General features: G+C 33.7%; 15 protein-coding genes. 5 read left to right on the top strand and 10 right to left on the bottom strand.

Translation table 11 applies throughout. The features are described 5' to 3' along the window. Nucleotides 1–41: 41 nt before the first annotated feature. A complete protein-coding gene (locus J5U23_RS04270) occupies nt 42–2,027 on the bottom strand; it encodes a glycoside hydrolase family 116 protein (protein WP_218267072.1) in 1,986 nt (661 codons plus the stop codon). On the opposite strand from J5U23_RS04270, the gene J5U23_RS04265 reads away from it, so the two are divergent. Further along, nucleotides 2,022–4,376 carry a M1 family metallopeptidase gene (locus J5U23_RS04265; protein ID WP_218267071.1) on the top strand — a complete coding sequence of 785 codons (2,355 nt, stop codon included), beginning with the start codon at nt 2,022–2,024 and terminating at the stop codon, nt 4,374–4,376. The genes J5U23_RS04270 and J5U23_RS04265 overlap by 6 nt on opposite strands. Nucleotide 4,377: 1 nt before the next feature. Here the strand turns inward: J5U23_RS04265 and J5U23_RS04260 are convergent, their stop codons facing one another. Continuing rightward, the gene (locus J5U23_RS04260) at nt 4,378–4,770 is read right to left on the bottom strand and encodes a hypothetical protein (RefSeq protein ID WP_218267070.1); all 393 of its coding nucleotides are present in this window, start codon (nt 4,768–4,770) and stop codon (nt 4,378–4,380) included. Between the two features lie 83 nt (nt 4,771–4,853). Here J5U23_RS04260 and J5U23_RS04255 point away from each other — a divergent pair, with 83 nt between their 5' ends. Further along, nucleotides 4,854–5,609, top strand: coding sequence for a hypothetical protein (locus tag J5U23_RS04255; RefSeq protein WP_218267069.1), 756 nt, complete (start codon nt 4,854–4,856; stop codon nt 5,607–5,609). Here J5U23_RS04255 and J5U23_RS04250 read toward each other — a convergent pair. Genes J5U23_RS04250 through J5U23_RS04220 form a run of 7 tightly spaced genes read right to left on the bottom strand, consistent with a single transcriptional unit; the run spans nt 5,598 to nt 12,752 of the window. Continuing rightward, entirely contained in the window at nt 5,598–7,118 is a 1,521-nt protein-coding gene (locus J5U23_RS04250) for a hypothetical protein (protein ID WP_218267068.1), read from the bottom strand. The two genes, J5U23_RS04255 and J5U23_RS04250, sit on opposite strands and share 12 nt — an antisense overlap. A 33-nt stretch (nt 7,119–7,151) precedes the next feature. Continuing rightward, nucleotides 7,152–9,128, bottom strand: coding sequence for a type II secretion system F family protein (locus J5U23_RS04245; protein WP_218267067.1), 1,977 nt, complete (start codon nt 9,126–9,128; stop codon nt 7,152–7,154). Next, nucleotides 9,121–10,713 carry a type II/IV secretion system ATPase subunit gene (locus tag J5U23_RS04240; protein ID WP_218267066.1) on the bottom strand — a complete coding sequence of 531 codons (1,593 nt, stop codon included), beginning with the start codon at nt 10,711–10,713 and terminating at the stop codon, nt 9,121–9,123. The genes J5U23_RS04245 and J5U23_RS04240 overlap by 8 nt, the downstream gene beginning before the upstream one ends. Further along, nucleotides 10,710–11,129, bottom strand: coding sequence for a COG1361 family protein (locus J5U23_RS04235; protein ID WP_218267065.1), 420 nt, complete (start codon nt 11,127–11,129; stop codon nt 10,710–10,712). The genes J5U23_RS04240 and J5U23_RS04235 overlap by 4 nt, the downstream gene beginning before the upstream one ends. 27 nt (nt 11,130–11,156) lie before the next feature. Then, nucleotides 11,157–11,546 (bottom strand): hypothetical protein, encoded by a 390-nt coding sequence (locus J5U23_RS04230; protein ID WP_218267064.1) that lies wholly within the window; start codon nt 11,544–11,546, stop codon nt 11,157–11,159. Between the two features lie 2 nt (nt 11,547–11,548). Further along, nucleotides 11,549–11,965 carry a hypothetical protein gene (locus J5U23_RS04225; protein WP_218267495.1) on the bottom strand — a complete coding sequence of 139 codons (417 nt, stop codon included), beginning with the start codon at nt 11,963–11,965 and terminating at the stop codon, nt 11,549–11,551. Between the two features lie 58 nt (nt 11,966–12,023). Further along, the gene (locus tag J5U23_RS04220) at nt 12,024–12,752 is read right to left on the bottom strand and encodes a zinc ribbon domain-containing protein (RefSeq protein ID WP_218267063.1); all 729 of its coding nucleotides are present in this window, start codon (nt 12,750–12,752) and stop codon (nt 12,024–12,026) included. Nucleotides 12,753–12,897: 145 nt separating this feature from the next. Here J5U23_RS04220 and J5U23_RS04215 point away from each other — a divergent pair, with 145 nt between their 5' ends. Both J5U23_RS04215 and J5U23_RS04210 read left to right on the top strand, forming a co-directional pair. After that, nucleotides 12,898–13,140 carry a DUF504 domain-containing protein gene (locus J5U23_RS04215; protein ID WP_218267062.1) on the top strand — a complete coding sequence of 81 codons (243 nt, stop codon included), beginning with the start codon at nt 12,898–12,900 and terminating at the stop codon, nt 13,138–13,140. Between the two features lie 59 nt (nt 13,141–13,199). Continuing rightward, nucleotides 13,200–13,451, top strand: coding sequence for a hypothetical protein (locus J5U23_RS04210; RefSeq protein ID WP_218259576.1), 252 nt, complete (start codon nt 13,200–13,202; stop codon nt 13,449–13,451). On the opposite strand, the gene J5U23_RS04205 is transcribed toward J5U23_RS04210, so the two are convergent. Continuing rightward, nucleotides 13,435–13,782, bottom strand: coding sequence for an ArsR/SmtB family transcription factor (locus J5U23_RS04205; protein WP_218259575.1), 348 nt, complete (start codon nt 13,780–13,782; stop codon nt 13,435–13,437). The genes J5U23_RS04210 and J5U23_RS04205 overlap by 17 nt on opposite strands. 102 nt (nt 13,783–13,884) lie before the next feature. On the opposite strand from J5U23_RS04205, the gene J5U23_RS04200 reads away from it, so the two are divergent. After that, entirely contained in the window at nt 13,885–14,046 is a 162-nt protein-coding gene (locus J5U23_RS04200; protein WP_218267061.1) for a transcriptional regulator, read from the top strand. Nucleotides 14,047–14,081 lie beyond the last annotated feature (35 nt).

The following is a 14,081-nucleotide window of genomic DNA, read 5'->3' as shown; positions in this document are numbered from 1 at the left end:
AAATCCATCATAATATTCATGACATTGTTATTGAATATTTTTTAACGTAGCTTATCCAAAGCTAATTTCACTAACCAAACCGAAGTACTTCCTATATATGACATTAACCCTACATACTTTCCTTCTATTGCGTCTATTCTAGAAGATTGATCAAAAGGGTTGAGCTCCTTAATCGTTTCCCATTCCCTTTTCGCTACTTCCATTCCCTCCTTAACCATGCCCCTTAATATCATATGTGCCGCTACTGCAAAGGAGACTCTAGGCCAACATGATCTAAGTTGACCTGTTGAAGTATCTATGTTTCCATCTTCCTTCACTGCATTGGTTAAACAGTATTTAGAAGCTCTAAAGTTTAGCTCATAAATACTTCTCAAAGCTGTGTTTATCTTATCATTATCAGTAATAGGCGGTAATCCCAAAATATCACACCAGAATTGACCTAGTAATTGTGAGTTTAGGCAAGATCTATTTTCCTCATCGTTCTTCTTCCATAAAACGAAATATTTCCCATTCCATAATGAGTTAAATGTCTTCTTGCCACACTCTAAAAATCTATAATATTTAGCGTCAATCTTAACGTCTAGTATTTCAGATATTTTAATAAATGCAGTTAGTGCTGAAAGGAACATTGATGCAACATAGGATGAGGCTCCATACATATGAGTTCCATCATAAGAGTTGTCGTAACCACCCTTTGAGTCAGGTATACAATCGTTATCCATGTCCTTTCTTATGAGCCAATCAATTATCTCCTTTATTTTATTATAATTTTCCTCTAAAATTCCCCTATTAGAAGTAGATATATAGTCTCTGTACAGCATTAAGACTAAGGTTGGTCCCAGGTCAGTCCACCAGTATGGATATGACGCTCCGTAAATTGGATCTTCAATACTTTCCTCCCCGATATCGTGGGGTGTTTCCCCATTATTTATATAGTTCACGAAATAATTGTCGGCTGATATCACTAAATCTCTATAAAGCTCTAAAAGGGTAAATCCGAGGCCGTCAAAGGTCATAGAACCAATAGTGTTCATTAATTTACTAATGTAAGGATCTTCATATACGGCAAATCTGCCATCTTTAGTTAACCAAGTATTTGAGGTTAGGATGTACAAACTATTTACCAAAGCTTCCTTTAGCCACTCTACTTTTTCCTCTATACCTAAATCTGGTTCTAACTTAAGAGTGTATTCTGCAACATCTATCGAATCTTTAAAGAAGTTCTCGTAGTAATGCCCATATGGATAATGATGAGGTCTTCCGTTGAAAAACCATGAAAGGATAAACGTTTCTTCTTCATTTACATCTTTATATACAATACCCCCTATTTCCTCTCTAGCATAAGGTCTTATTATATATTTTTCATCATATTCTTCCAAATTATAAAAATAGGTGATATCTTCAGTCATTCCAACCTTAGCTGGCTTATAGTAGGCGAAATTTGTTATAACCTTACAGCCTACACATCCCAAGAAAATTTCTCCATAAGCAGGATCGGAGTTTAAGGCTTTTTCATTTCTCATTATAACACCATTTAACTTTCCCTTATAGCTCTCATTTGTTCTTCCAGCTCTTTTACTTCCAATTATATTTGGAAAAGAAATTGCAAATCTTCCTTTTCCTTTTATTTTAAACTTTAATGCTGGGAGAGAAGAATTCTTAATATCATTTTTCCTTAAAACTGAATATACTTCTATTTCAGCAAGAGGCGTTGAATACTTAATAACTGGGAACTCTACCGACATCTCCATATCCTTAATGTAAGTATATCGAGGGGGTGTTTCCACGTTTTTTCCAGGATTAGTTTGAAGAAAAATAGGTTCCCCATCTAGAAATGTTAATATGTGAAAACCCCTTATTCTTCTAAGTGGATTTGACCAGTTGTTTAGAATAGTTATATCATCAATCGTAAGATCTGGGTGGAAGTTTATCTTCCCTGTTCCTATTCCACCTAAAGGTACACCAAAATACTTCTCTATCTTCATCACTAATTTTTTATTTACACTTCTATTTATATAGGTATGCAAAACGTGGAGAAGTATGAAATTTTTCTGGATTTTAATGGATATGATTATGAAGGCATAGAGAAAATATACCTTACCTCAAACGAAGAAAAATTAGAGCTTGATAATCTCAATCTCGAAATAGAAAGTGTGAAATCCGATGGTAGAGAGGTTAAATTTGAAGCAAAAGGTGAGAAATTAATAATTTATGATAAGGTTGAAAGAGAACTTGAAGTAAGGTTTAAAGGAAAAGCTTCTCGTGATTCAATTTTGGGAATTTACGTCGCTCCATATAATGGCAAAGGAATGATTACAACACAGTTTGAGGCGATATATGCTAGAAGATTTATCCCATGTTTTGATCACCCTGCAATGAAAGCAAGATTTAGATTAAGTGTTAGAGTAGAGAAGGGATTAAAGGTAATATCGAACATGCCGGTTGAGAAAATAGAAGAGGATGCAAACGGTAAGGTAATTTATCATTTTCAAGAAACTCCTAGGATGTCTACATATCTGCTATACTTAGGAATAGACGATTTTGAGGAAATTGCAGATGACTCAAAGAGACCTACCATAATATTGGCTACAGTCCCTGGAAAGTCGAAGAGAGGACTATTCGCAATTAACGTTGCCAGAAAGGTTATCGAGTTTTACGAAAATTATTTTGAGATACCTTATCAATTACCGAAAGTTCATTTGATACAAGTTCCAGAGTTTGCAGCTGGGGCTATGGAGAATTGGGGGGCAATTACTTTTAGGGAGACTGCTTTATTGGCTGATGATTCTTCTTCTGTTTATCAGAAGTTTAGGGTTGCTGAGGTTGTTGCTCATGAGTTAGCTCACCAATGGTTTGGTAATTTGGTTACTTTGAAGTGGTGGGATGATTTATGGTTAAACGAGAGTTTCGCAACTTTCATGAGTTTTAAGAGTCTAAAGTATTTATTTCCACAATGGGATAGTGAAGGTCATCTTATTTACAGCGAAACTTTAAGCGCGCTGGAAGATGATTCCCTCACTACTACACACCCAATAGAGACACATGTAAGGGATCCACATGAAATCGAGCAAATGTTTGATAATATTAGCTATGGTAAGGGGGCTAGTATTTTGAGGATGATTGAAGCTTATGTTGGTGAGGAGAATTTCAGAAGGGGTGTAGTTAATTACCTAAATTCATTCAAATTTGGCAATGCAGAGGGCAAGGATTTGTGGGATTCTATTTCCAAGGCGGCTGGGCAGAATATAGGGGAGATTATGGCTGATTGGATTACAAAACCCGGTTACCCTGTAATTTTTGTTAACACTTATAGTAATTCCATTAGGTTTTCTCAAAAGAGATTTATGCTCCTTGATAGTGGGTTAAATGAGACGTACAAGGTTCCACTTACATATGAGATTAACGGTAAATTTAACACTCTTCTTTTAGATAAGGAATCTACTGAAATAAAGTTAGAAGAGGGTTTGAAGAGTATTAAGGTTAATGTAAATAGGACTGGATTTTATAGGGTGCTTTATGATTCTCTTGATTTAGCTTTTTCGTCCAAGCATAATGTTTATGAGGAGTTAGGGCTGGTTAATGATTATTGGAATTTCCTATTGGCTGATTTGATAGACGCAAGGACGTACTTTGATTTACTTAGCAGATTTACAAATACTTCTAACTCTTTCGTATCAAGGGAGATTACCTCCCAACTTCTAACATTATACTATCTATTTAAGAAACATTATGGAAAAGATTTTCTAGTTAATCAAGTGAAGATATTTAGGAAATTTAATGATGACTTAGGCAAATTAGCGTACTCAGCAATTATCAATGCTTTAGCTACAATGGATGAAGAGTTTGCATTAGGGTTATCTACCCTATTTGATCAATATGAAAATATAGATAGTAACATGAAGGAGGCTGTTGCAATAGCTTATGCAGTCACTACTAACGATTTCAACACTCTTCTAGAAAAGTATAAGAAGTATACCATAGATGAGGAGAAGAATAGAATGTTGAGTGCAATTTCTTCACTTCGTGACCCATCAATTGTAAACAAGGTTTTCTCATTAATATTTAATAGGACTATAAAGGCTCAAGATACTAGATTCGTTATATCTTCACTAGTACATAATCCACATATAAGGGAGGAAGTATGTGGGTATATGATGAATAATTTTGATGAAGTTAAGAAATTTATAAATACGGTTTATGGAGGTCCTTGGGGTTTAGGTTCTATAGTTAGGAGTATGTCATTCTGTGGTGTAGATAAACCTAAAGAAATTATAGACTTTCTCGAAAAGGTGAAGTTTAAGGAGATCGAAAGGCCTATCAAAGAATCTGAAGAAAGGATAAAAATATATTCTCGATTAAAAAAGAAGATGCCATAAATTATGATCTTTGTACTATTTCATCTATTTTTTTCATAAGCTGTGATTCAACATGTTGGTTCCATAACATTTCCGGTACGTCAACTACTAGGAATAATTCAGATAGTAAAAGTGTTTCTACTGCAGTTATTGCCAAATTCTTTATCCAACTGCCTACTCCTGCAGTTACCTTAAGACCTTGAGGTGTATTCTCAAATGTAAACGTTAAAGCTCTATCTGCAGCGATTATGTCTCTTAATATTCCACCTTTCTGTGCTTGAACTATTGCCTTATTTCCCTCTACTTTTTGTTGTACTTTCCATTTATCGCTATTTAGGTAAGATACAAACTCATTAACTACCTTATTTAAATCAACTTGTTTAGGATATGTTTTTTCTTTTTTAAAAGGATTCATACTATAAATGAAGACACATTATATAAAAGGTTTTCCGTAAGTCGCAATATAATTTTTTATTTTTAATATAAAATAAGTCGCATGTGTCAGATGAACTAATAGTTTTATCGTTCATAGCTTCGATTATGGTTATCATCATAATCTTAATCCTTTACTATATAGAGAAGATAAAAACTTACGTTGGAGTCTTCTTCATCTACTTTTCCCTCGTAATGATGATAACTATGTTCATTGGGGCATCAGTTTATTTAATCTCTCCATCAACCTTATCGTTGGCAATAGCGTTTGGTATAAACACTTTCACAATGATACCCCTAATTGTTTATTTTTTATTAAAAGTAAGCAAATTTTCAAATACGAAGTTTGATGGAGAAAGAATCCATATTGTCATTTTCTCACTGCTATTAGTATTGAATGAAATATTAATGGGATCTACTTTCGGTATTGCTCAATTTGGTCCATCCAGGTTTTTAACGCTATACTATGCCTTCTACTACTCGATAAATAGCTACTGGTTTTTCTATCCCATGATGGCCGAGATGCTGGCTTTATATTTATTGCATTATTTAAGGGGGTTAACGTATAGAGAGGTTTTCCCATTAATTGGAGTAGCTGCTTTTCCACCAACTGCATTTGATTATCAAGATTGGTTTTATTCAGCTCTCATATTCTCACTGGGCTTTTCTGCATTTGGTATCATGATTTCAAAGGATCTTTGGAGATATGTCTACTCCGTCCTAGCGGTATGTATCTTAATTCTCTTTTTTAATACTATAGCTTATGATGTAGCAATAATTGCCTCAATGATCCTATACTATATAAATTTATTAAGGAGGTAAATTTTCTCCGACTATTTTCCCATTAACTATGACAATAAAGAATGGAATGATCATTGATGAAGTATAGCCATTAATATTCAATATACTTTCGTTTGTTGGAATTACAGTAGGTAGATTGTAACTATAGAAGGTATAGTTTGGTAAGTTAGACGTACCATTAAACATTATTGAAAGGGATACATTAGTCAAGGAAAAATTGAGTACAAATGGAGGGGAATATGAGGTAACATTATATGTAACGTTCATAATTATTGGCAAGCTAGTTAATTGTTGTGAATTGTTGTAGGCTATCATAAAAGAGGAGATTGTGTTGTTTAAATTGTGGTTATCCATGACGTTTATTGTTATGTTTATTGGCAAATAGCCTAAGAATGTAGTAGAACCTCCGATAAGGATGGAGTTTAAACTACTATTATTGGCGTAGTTTATCATAAAATCGTAATAGTAGTAGTAAATATTACTAGTGCCAGTATAAGCTATATTAACGTTTGCTTTCGGCTTAATCCATAATTGACTATAGTTTCCTATTCTAATATATCCAGAACTTTGATTGGTAACATTGTAAGTATATAATATCATGCATAGTGGGACATATCCGTTACTGACTTCGTGGATATTAATTTTGTAATTACTAAGGAAGTTTACTGGACCATAAGTGTAATAGAAGTATGTAGTATTGTAGGAGATATTGAAAGAACCAATACGTACAGATTTTTCATCTATGTTTCCATAGACCTCACCAATCCAGTAGCCATAGCCTAAGTAAATGAGATATGTTTCATTATTCTTGGCATCAATAACCTTTACTGGGGTTACATTTTCAAAATAAGTAATATCAACCTTGTAAGAATCATATGGTATTGGAGATTCTACTGGAGGGAACGTTTCATTGTATAACGGAGGTGTTGAGTCAAAGATTAATTCATCACTCGTAATGTTTTTAGGCCCTATCAACTTCTCATTTATTGTCTTTATGGATAATATACTCTCATTTCCTATGGCAACGACGGTATAATTCTGGTTATATTCATTTGGTAAAAGCGTTTTAACTGAGGGTGGAAATAGGGCTAAGGAGAAAGAGTTTCCCGTATTGCTTACAAAACTTATTTGCCCACTAGTGATATTTGATCTAATTACTATTGCATCTCCCGGACTCAAAACTACTCCATATTTAGCTAATGAACCATTGGTAAAGATCATCAAGTTTTTGACTGGGAATGTGTAAGTCTGTCCGTTAAATGTGGTTTCTAAAATGCTTTGAATATTGTATACCCCCTCAGTATCTAGTATATATACATGAGGTATGAAGGAAATTGTTCTGTTTTTTAACTCTTCTACAACCCAATAATAACCTACTTTAGCCTTACTTAGTTTTTCGCTATTTATATTACCTTGAACATTATAGAATTGTGTAATATCATCATGGTTTAATATTATTACACCAGCTAAAATGGAAAATAGTAGTATAACCGCTAGAGTTATTGCAAGTAATCCTAAACTATCTTGCATTAATAAAATTACGGAAAGAGAAAATATAAACGTTTATATCGAAAAGGATCTCAAGATTATTGGTTCTAATACGCTAAAGAAGTGTATTGAGAGTAATGCGAGGACTAACCCAATTAACGGCATTATCATGTATTGTACAGTACCATATAGTGCTTTAGCTACCAGCAATCCTATGGCGAAGGTCGACATTAAAATGAATATGAACATTTCAGCTAGGATAAACGGAGATAAAATAAATTGGGTAATTATGTTTGGGAATTGAGGTACACCCAAGGTGCTTGCCGGTAAAGTTACTACTGTGAATGAGCTAATGATTACAATCGCTATAAGTATAGTGGCAATTAGGAGGATAGGTGTAAGAATTCCTAAAACTTGATAGGCTCTCATCCTTGAGAATGCTTCTCTCTTTGATTGTATAAAGTTAAGTGTAAATTCAGTTAGATATTCTAATAGATCTGGTCTTACCGCACCGCCCTCTATCAATATCTGAACAGTGGTAAGAGAGAACTTGCCTAACCAGCTTCTAGTGTTTATTTTAGCTCTAGTTATTGGAATCCCCATGGAATCTTGTTTTACTATCTCGTCTAGAACCCTATTAAACTCCCTTCTATATTTCTTTTCCCCAGCCAATGTTTTAATAGCCCTATTTAGATCATAACCTATCTTTCTGAACTCTGTAATATCTCTCAGAAATTGTGGTAGCGAGTTCTCTACGTCATTAATTTCTCTTATTTGGTTGTACATGAATATTGTTGAGACTATAGAGAACATCAGTAGTCCTAAACCAATTGCGTAATATATTTCATTAAGAAATATTTCAACTGTTCCCGCTATTAGAAGTGCAGCAAGAAAGGCCATTAGTAGCTGTATCTTGTTAAGACCTATATTATCCATATATCGAGGTCTATTGCTAGTTGTAATTGTGTATAATATTGTACCAAATAATATTGGTATTACAAGCAAGAACGATATAACTGCACCGTTTGTGAAGAACGCTAATGCAATTAAGAACATGGGGAAAATGAGGAATAGGATTACTATTAATTCTCCTAGGAATGAGGTTCTTTCTGAGTAAAACCTCCAACGAAACTGGAGCCAATTAAGAAACTCTCTAGCTTTTTGAAAAAGGTATGCTTCAATATCGCCACCACTCCTTATAATCGAAGTATAACCTGCTAAAAACCAAGAGTAATCTCTATTAAACGTTAATCGAGCTCTATGTTCTAAAGCGTCAAGCGGAGATTTTCCGAAGAAATCTATGTCTCTTATAATGAGCAATGCTTCCTTTTTCATAGCTTTAAATAATGGGAACTGCACAATTTTTCTCATCCCCTCATATATAGTCGTACCGCTGGCGTTAATGATAGTAATTAAGGTGACAAAGAAAGGGATCTCATCTTGGATGTTATCTCTTACTTCCCTAGCCCTACTTTTGTATTTCTGTTCTGGATAAAAGACAAAAATAAACGGAAAAAGTAATAATAGAAATGGTAGTGGAGACAATAATATTATACTTAATGCTAGTGATATCGGTATTACGAGAAGTAATGAGATCAAAAAATATGCGACGTATCTAACACCGACTTCAGTAGGGCTTTCCAGGTCAGCACTTGCGTTAATATACCTCTTACTACGCTCGCTTATCCAATTTGCTATGAAACCTAATCTACTGCTTGTAATTATCCTAGATTTCAGAATAGTTGATAAAGGAACACCCTCTTCATATTCACTCCTTATCCGCGTTAAATTTATTGTAAAACTTATACTTAAAATAACTATACCACCAATAAATAGACCTAAAAGCGACGCTTGAAGGACAAATAGAAAACCTAATGCGTCTCCTAGAGCTACCGAAGGGTTATTTACTATATATTGAAAGAAACTAGAAATTACGTACAGAATTCGTTCTCTAAATAACGTAATGATTAAATCTAGTAAACCCGATAGTAAAACTAGAAACAAGAAGTCATATGAGATTATGCTAGCCAATTTGATTCTTCTTTCAGCCATCTCTATCACCATTTATATAATATTTAACTAACTCTTTTGCCAACGCGTCGTAGTCGTAAACTCCCCTTTCAGCAAGCCCCCTTAGTAATAATAGTCTATTTTCTATCTCCTTATACAACTTATCCCTACTCCAGCCTAATAATTCTCTAGCTTTTTCCAGCTGTATACTACTAATTTCTTTTGAATTATTGGGAAGGAAGCTCTTCCTTTCATAATCATATTTAAATACTTCCCTAAATCCGTTTCCATCATTTTCAACAATGGATATCATTTTCCTATTCATCTTTCTATTCTCAGTTTCAATTCTCTTTATGATTGCAATTACTGAAATTAGCTGTTTAAATTGTAACGATAGATCCTGACCCAATAACCCACTAATTCTAGTTATTAAGTCAACGTGATTAGATCCATGAAAGGTTGTGAGCCCACCATGACCACTGGCAACAGCTTGAACTAGCCATTCTATTTCTTTCCCTCTGACTTCCCCTACTATAATGTAATCTGGTCTATATCTTAAGGAGAGTCTGACTAGTTCATAATAACTGATATCCTTACTTCCTTCATAGCTTGAAGGTCTAGTATAGAATTGTATCCAATATTTGTGAGGTAATTTTAGCTCCGGTGTATCCTCAATCGTTAAATATTTCGCTAATGGATTAAGTAGCATTAATAGTGAGTTTAATGCAGTGGTCTTTCCGCTACCAGTTGGGCCTACGAGAAATGTAAATAGCTTAGCCTCAGCAATTATCCATAAGTAAACTGCCATTAGCTCGCTTAATGTGCCATACTTGTAAACCAAGTCAATAATCGTTAGAGGCTTTTCTGGGAATTTTCTTATATTAAATGTCGTTCCTCTACTTATTTCTTCACCGTAACTCACTGCAACTCTATGACCTTCGGGTAACATGAAATCTTGTAATGGTGTAGCTGTACTTACGCTTCTCCCACCTAAAGATGCTAGCCTCTCTACTATTCTTCTAATCTTCAGCTCACTCCCTAAAATGATATTAGTCTCCAATCTAGGCCATTCACTATGTCTGCTATGGACTACTGAAATTGGTGTCGTTGGGGATACTAGTTCTATCTCTTCAATGAAAGGGTCACTCATTGGTACTTGTAGGACTGAGTATTTTATCTCTCGAGTTATATAGTACATATATTTCTTTAAGTTTCTCTTTACGTCACCTATTACTCCTAATTTAGCCGAAATTTTCAATACATCTTCTTGTAGTTTTTCCAAGTCAATTTGTTTATTTGAAACCACAGTTGTGGGAGAATATATTAAACCGTCAAGAATCGCTAATAAGATCTTCTCTTCTCTCTGATCAAGCTGTGGTTCGTTTACTAAATAGTAACCAATCCCCTCTTTTTCGACAATGTAAACTTCAACGTCAAAGTTTTTTAGAGAATAGTGCTCTACGATATTGTGATTTTCCAGGTTAGCTCTAAGAGATATTATTCCCGATTCATCAATCGATTGAAGATAATAGGATAATTCTTCAAATTTATTATGTGATTTCTTTTTACCAATAAGTACCATATACCTATTTAAAAAAATAAAAATAAAATACTTTATTGTAGTCACTCATCAATAACTTCTACCGATGTAGCATAGGTTTGTCCGTTATTGTACTTAACAATCACAGTAATAACGTAATTATTGCCTTCAATTGCTTTAGGTACAGGTAATGTAAAGGCATATGATTGGCCAGGAGGTATATTTAAACTAGAATTAGTATAGTTTGATATAACCGTACCGTTATTTTGAGGATGTACTTGAATTGTAATACTAGTTATATTACTAGCTCCTTGATTTATTAAATCTCCAGTTATAATTCCCCCCACCATTTGGACATTACTTATACTTAGTCCAGTAGTGATCATACTATGTCTAAGTACGCTAAAGAAGTAATAACTGATAAGGCTAACCGCAGCTATTGCAACTAATATTAACAATACAGTAACTAAGGCGTTTTCTAAGCCTTTTTTATACTTTCGCATAATGATATATCTCTTATTTCTCCTTTTTTACTTTTTCCCAGAAGGTGGCGCAATATAGAAACTATTTCCATAAGATGTTATGATAACATACCCATTAGCAGACTTAACGTGTATTATCACGTTAGTATTGGGTGGTACTGTAATGTTTTCGGGTATAATCGTCACATTGGTTCGATTTATTAATAATATAGCAACAATCTTAGTTACTACCGAGCCAGAATTATATATTGACAAAGAATTGTTCACATATCCTATTAATAAATTCTCTTTAGCCTTATTTGCAAGTATTTGAGAGGCTTGTAAATATTCTTTTTGTAAGCTCATATATGAGGTACTTAAATATAGTACTAAGCCTATTGTTGCAAGTATTAAGAAGAAGATTACTATCATCGCAATTACGGAAGCTTGCCCCTTCATTTTCAAGCCTCCAATTGTATCAGGTTATTGTTAGAAGTTTGTATTATTATGTTAGTAGTGTTATCGTAGACCTCTATTACATAAACAATTTGCGGATATAATATCCTAACGTTTGTATTGGTAGCGTTGTATATTATAAACTTCACCATCGTGTGATTAACGTAAATCTTACTAACGTTAATTGGTATATTTCCTATGTTCTCTACGTAAAAATAGGAACGATTATCAGTCTGATGGTAATAAACAACGCTAACCATTTGCCCAGTTGCAATGTAATAGTTTTTTAGTTCTTGGGATAAGCCATATTGGTTAAGGTTTACTACGTGAAGATAATAAATAGAAACTATTGCGATTGCAATTAACGTAACTAGAATTAGGAAAACAACTGTTATTGCTTCAGAAATACCTTTTACATTCATCACTTAAATACAATGGGTCTACTCACTTATAATTATTTTCCTAATTCAGTGGGAAAAATTAACTTATGTCCCTTACCATGATGTAGGTTAAAATTGCAGTGTAGGGTATGGTGAATATATTTACAATTGGTATTAGGCTAAGTAAAGATCCAACTAAAATTACTGCAGATGCGGCACCGTCTACATTAAATGCTCTTGAGTACCAATTTATTGCCTCGGTTAAACTCATAGGTCTATTAAGTACAGTTGCTGACGAAATTATGAAAAGTGGTATTCCAGCTAGTCCTAATACAATCCAAAGAACTCCCAAAAATCTAGTAAATCCTAATAATAGTCCCAAGATTATTAATACTATGATAATACTAGATAACTTACTTAAGGTATTCATGGCGTTACTAAATGCACTGCTTGTATTTGTCTTAATTCCCCTAACAGAATCCTGAGCCATGAAAGTGGTCGTATGAACCGTAATACTGAAAATTATTGCATATATAATTCCTAATATTACGCTGAATATTAGTGCAGTAACTAAAGCAGCAGTTGGTGAAATGAAGGAAATTCCACCAGTTATTGCAGCTAAAATACCAGCTAATACTAGTTCAATTATTAACATGATTATAGGAGGTAATATGAGTGAAAGGTTTTTGGTGAAAATATTGAATGCTGTAGTTAGCCTATCAGGTTGTGATGGACTTTGAGGTTGAGGCGAAAGAGGATAACCGCATTTTACACAATAATTTGCATCATCCGGATTTACGTATCCACATCTAGGACAAATTTTAGGCATTAGCAATCACTCATTTGATCAAGTATAAAAATTCTTACTAATATTTTATCAGGTTTGCGCCCGGTAATTCACCAATCATTTCGGCTGGACAATACGTTTTCTCCTCATCTATAAATACTTTAAACTATAGGTCATATAAAATCTTATGAGAATAAAGGATGCTGTAAACATGATTAGATGGAAATATAGGGAAAAGATTGATGATTATGTTGTTATAATTATAGATAGAGTAACTGAAAATGGATTAAAAGAAATTTCATTTAGCGAAATAGATGCTGTGGATAATAATTACTTGTATTTAAAAAGTGAAGAGAATACTGTGATTCCACTCCATAGAGTACTTATGATTAAAAGGAAGAGCGATAACGCACTGATTTGGAAGCGTTGAGGTTAACTGTTTTTCTTTCTTGATAAAGTTTTTATTGTTCTTTTCGTATATGATCATTCATGAGTAGTAGAAAAGTTATCCCTACTAGGTTACCAGTAATTGGGGGCAATGAAATTTTACCAGGGTTACCACAAATTTCACCTACAGCTTACGAAGAAATAATGCTAAGATGTAAAACATGTAATCAGATTGTATCAGTTTCCAAAGCTCTTGAGCATCAATTAATGCATAAGAATAAGGGAGAGGAAGCTTGCTTCACAGTTGAGACAAGCCAACCCAAACGTATATGGTATTCTAACGAGATAATTTAACTTGACCTTTTTCTTCTGCTAGAACATCACAAGATAAGATAGACTGGCTGTATTTTTTGACGTGATTTATGGATAGTTTTATTAGCTCAATTATTTCTGGGCTTGACATAGAATAGTACGAAAACTTACCATCCTTTCTGACTTTAACTATTCCACAATTTCTCAGACAAGCCATATGATGAGATATTAATGATTGTGATTTGCCCAGAGATTTACTTATTTCATCTACAGTAGCTTCTCCCTTATCCAATAGAAAGAGCACTATTTTTAATCTCGTCCCATCTGCTAGGGCAGAGAATAGAGATTCCAATTCATTTGTAAGAGGTTCCACATTTTTATAATGTCAATAGGCGGAAATAAGTCTTTCTATGAACATATGTTCATATGAAAAACTTTTATATTAATTAATAATAAGTATAAATAGGTGAGTTAGATGGTTAATCTAAGGCTAAATCTAAAGCAAGACGAATTAAAATGTGAGAATTGTGGTGCTAAACTATCTGAAGATGAGATATATGTAAGAGAAATCAATGGTAAAGAACATTACTTCTGTTGCTCTCATTGTGCTTATAAATATGAGGCAAGATTTAAGTAAGCATTTGGATCATCATGTTGCTAGGAGGGGATAGA

This window comes from Saccharolobus shibatae B12, assembly GCF_019175345.1.
GTDB classification, from domain to species: Archaea; Thermoproteota; Thermoprotei_A; order Sulfolobales; family Sulfolobaceae; genus Saccharolobus; species Saccharolobus shibatae.
The sequence above is the reverse complement of the archived record's forward strand: the minus strand, read 5'-3'. Positions and strand labels throughout refer to the sequence as shown.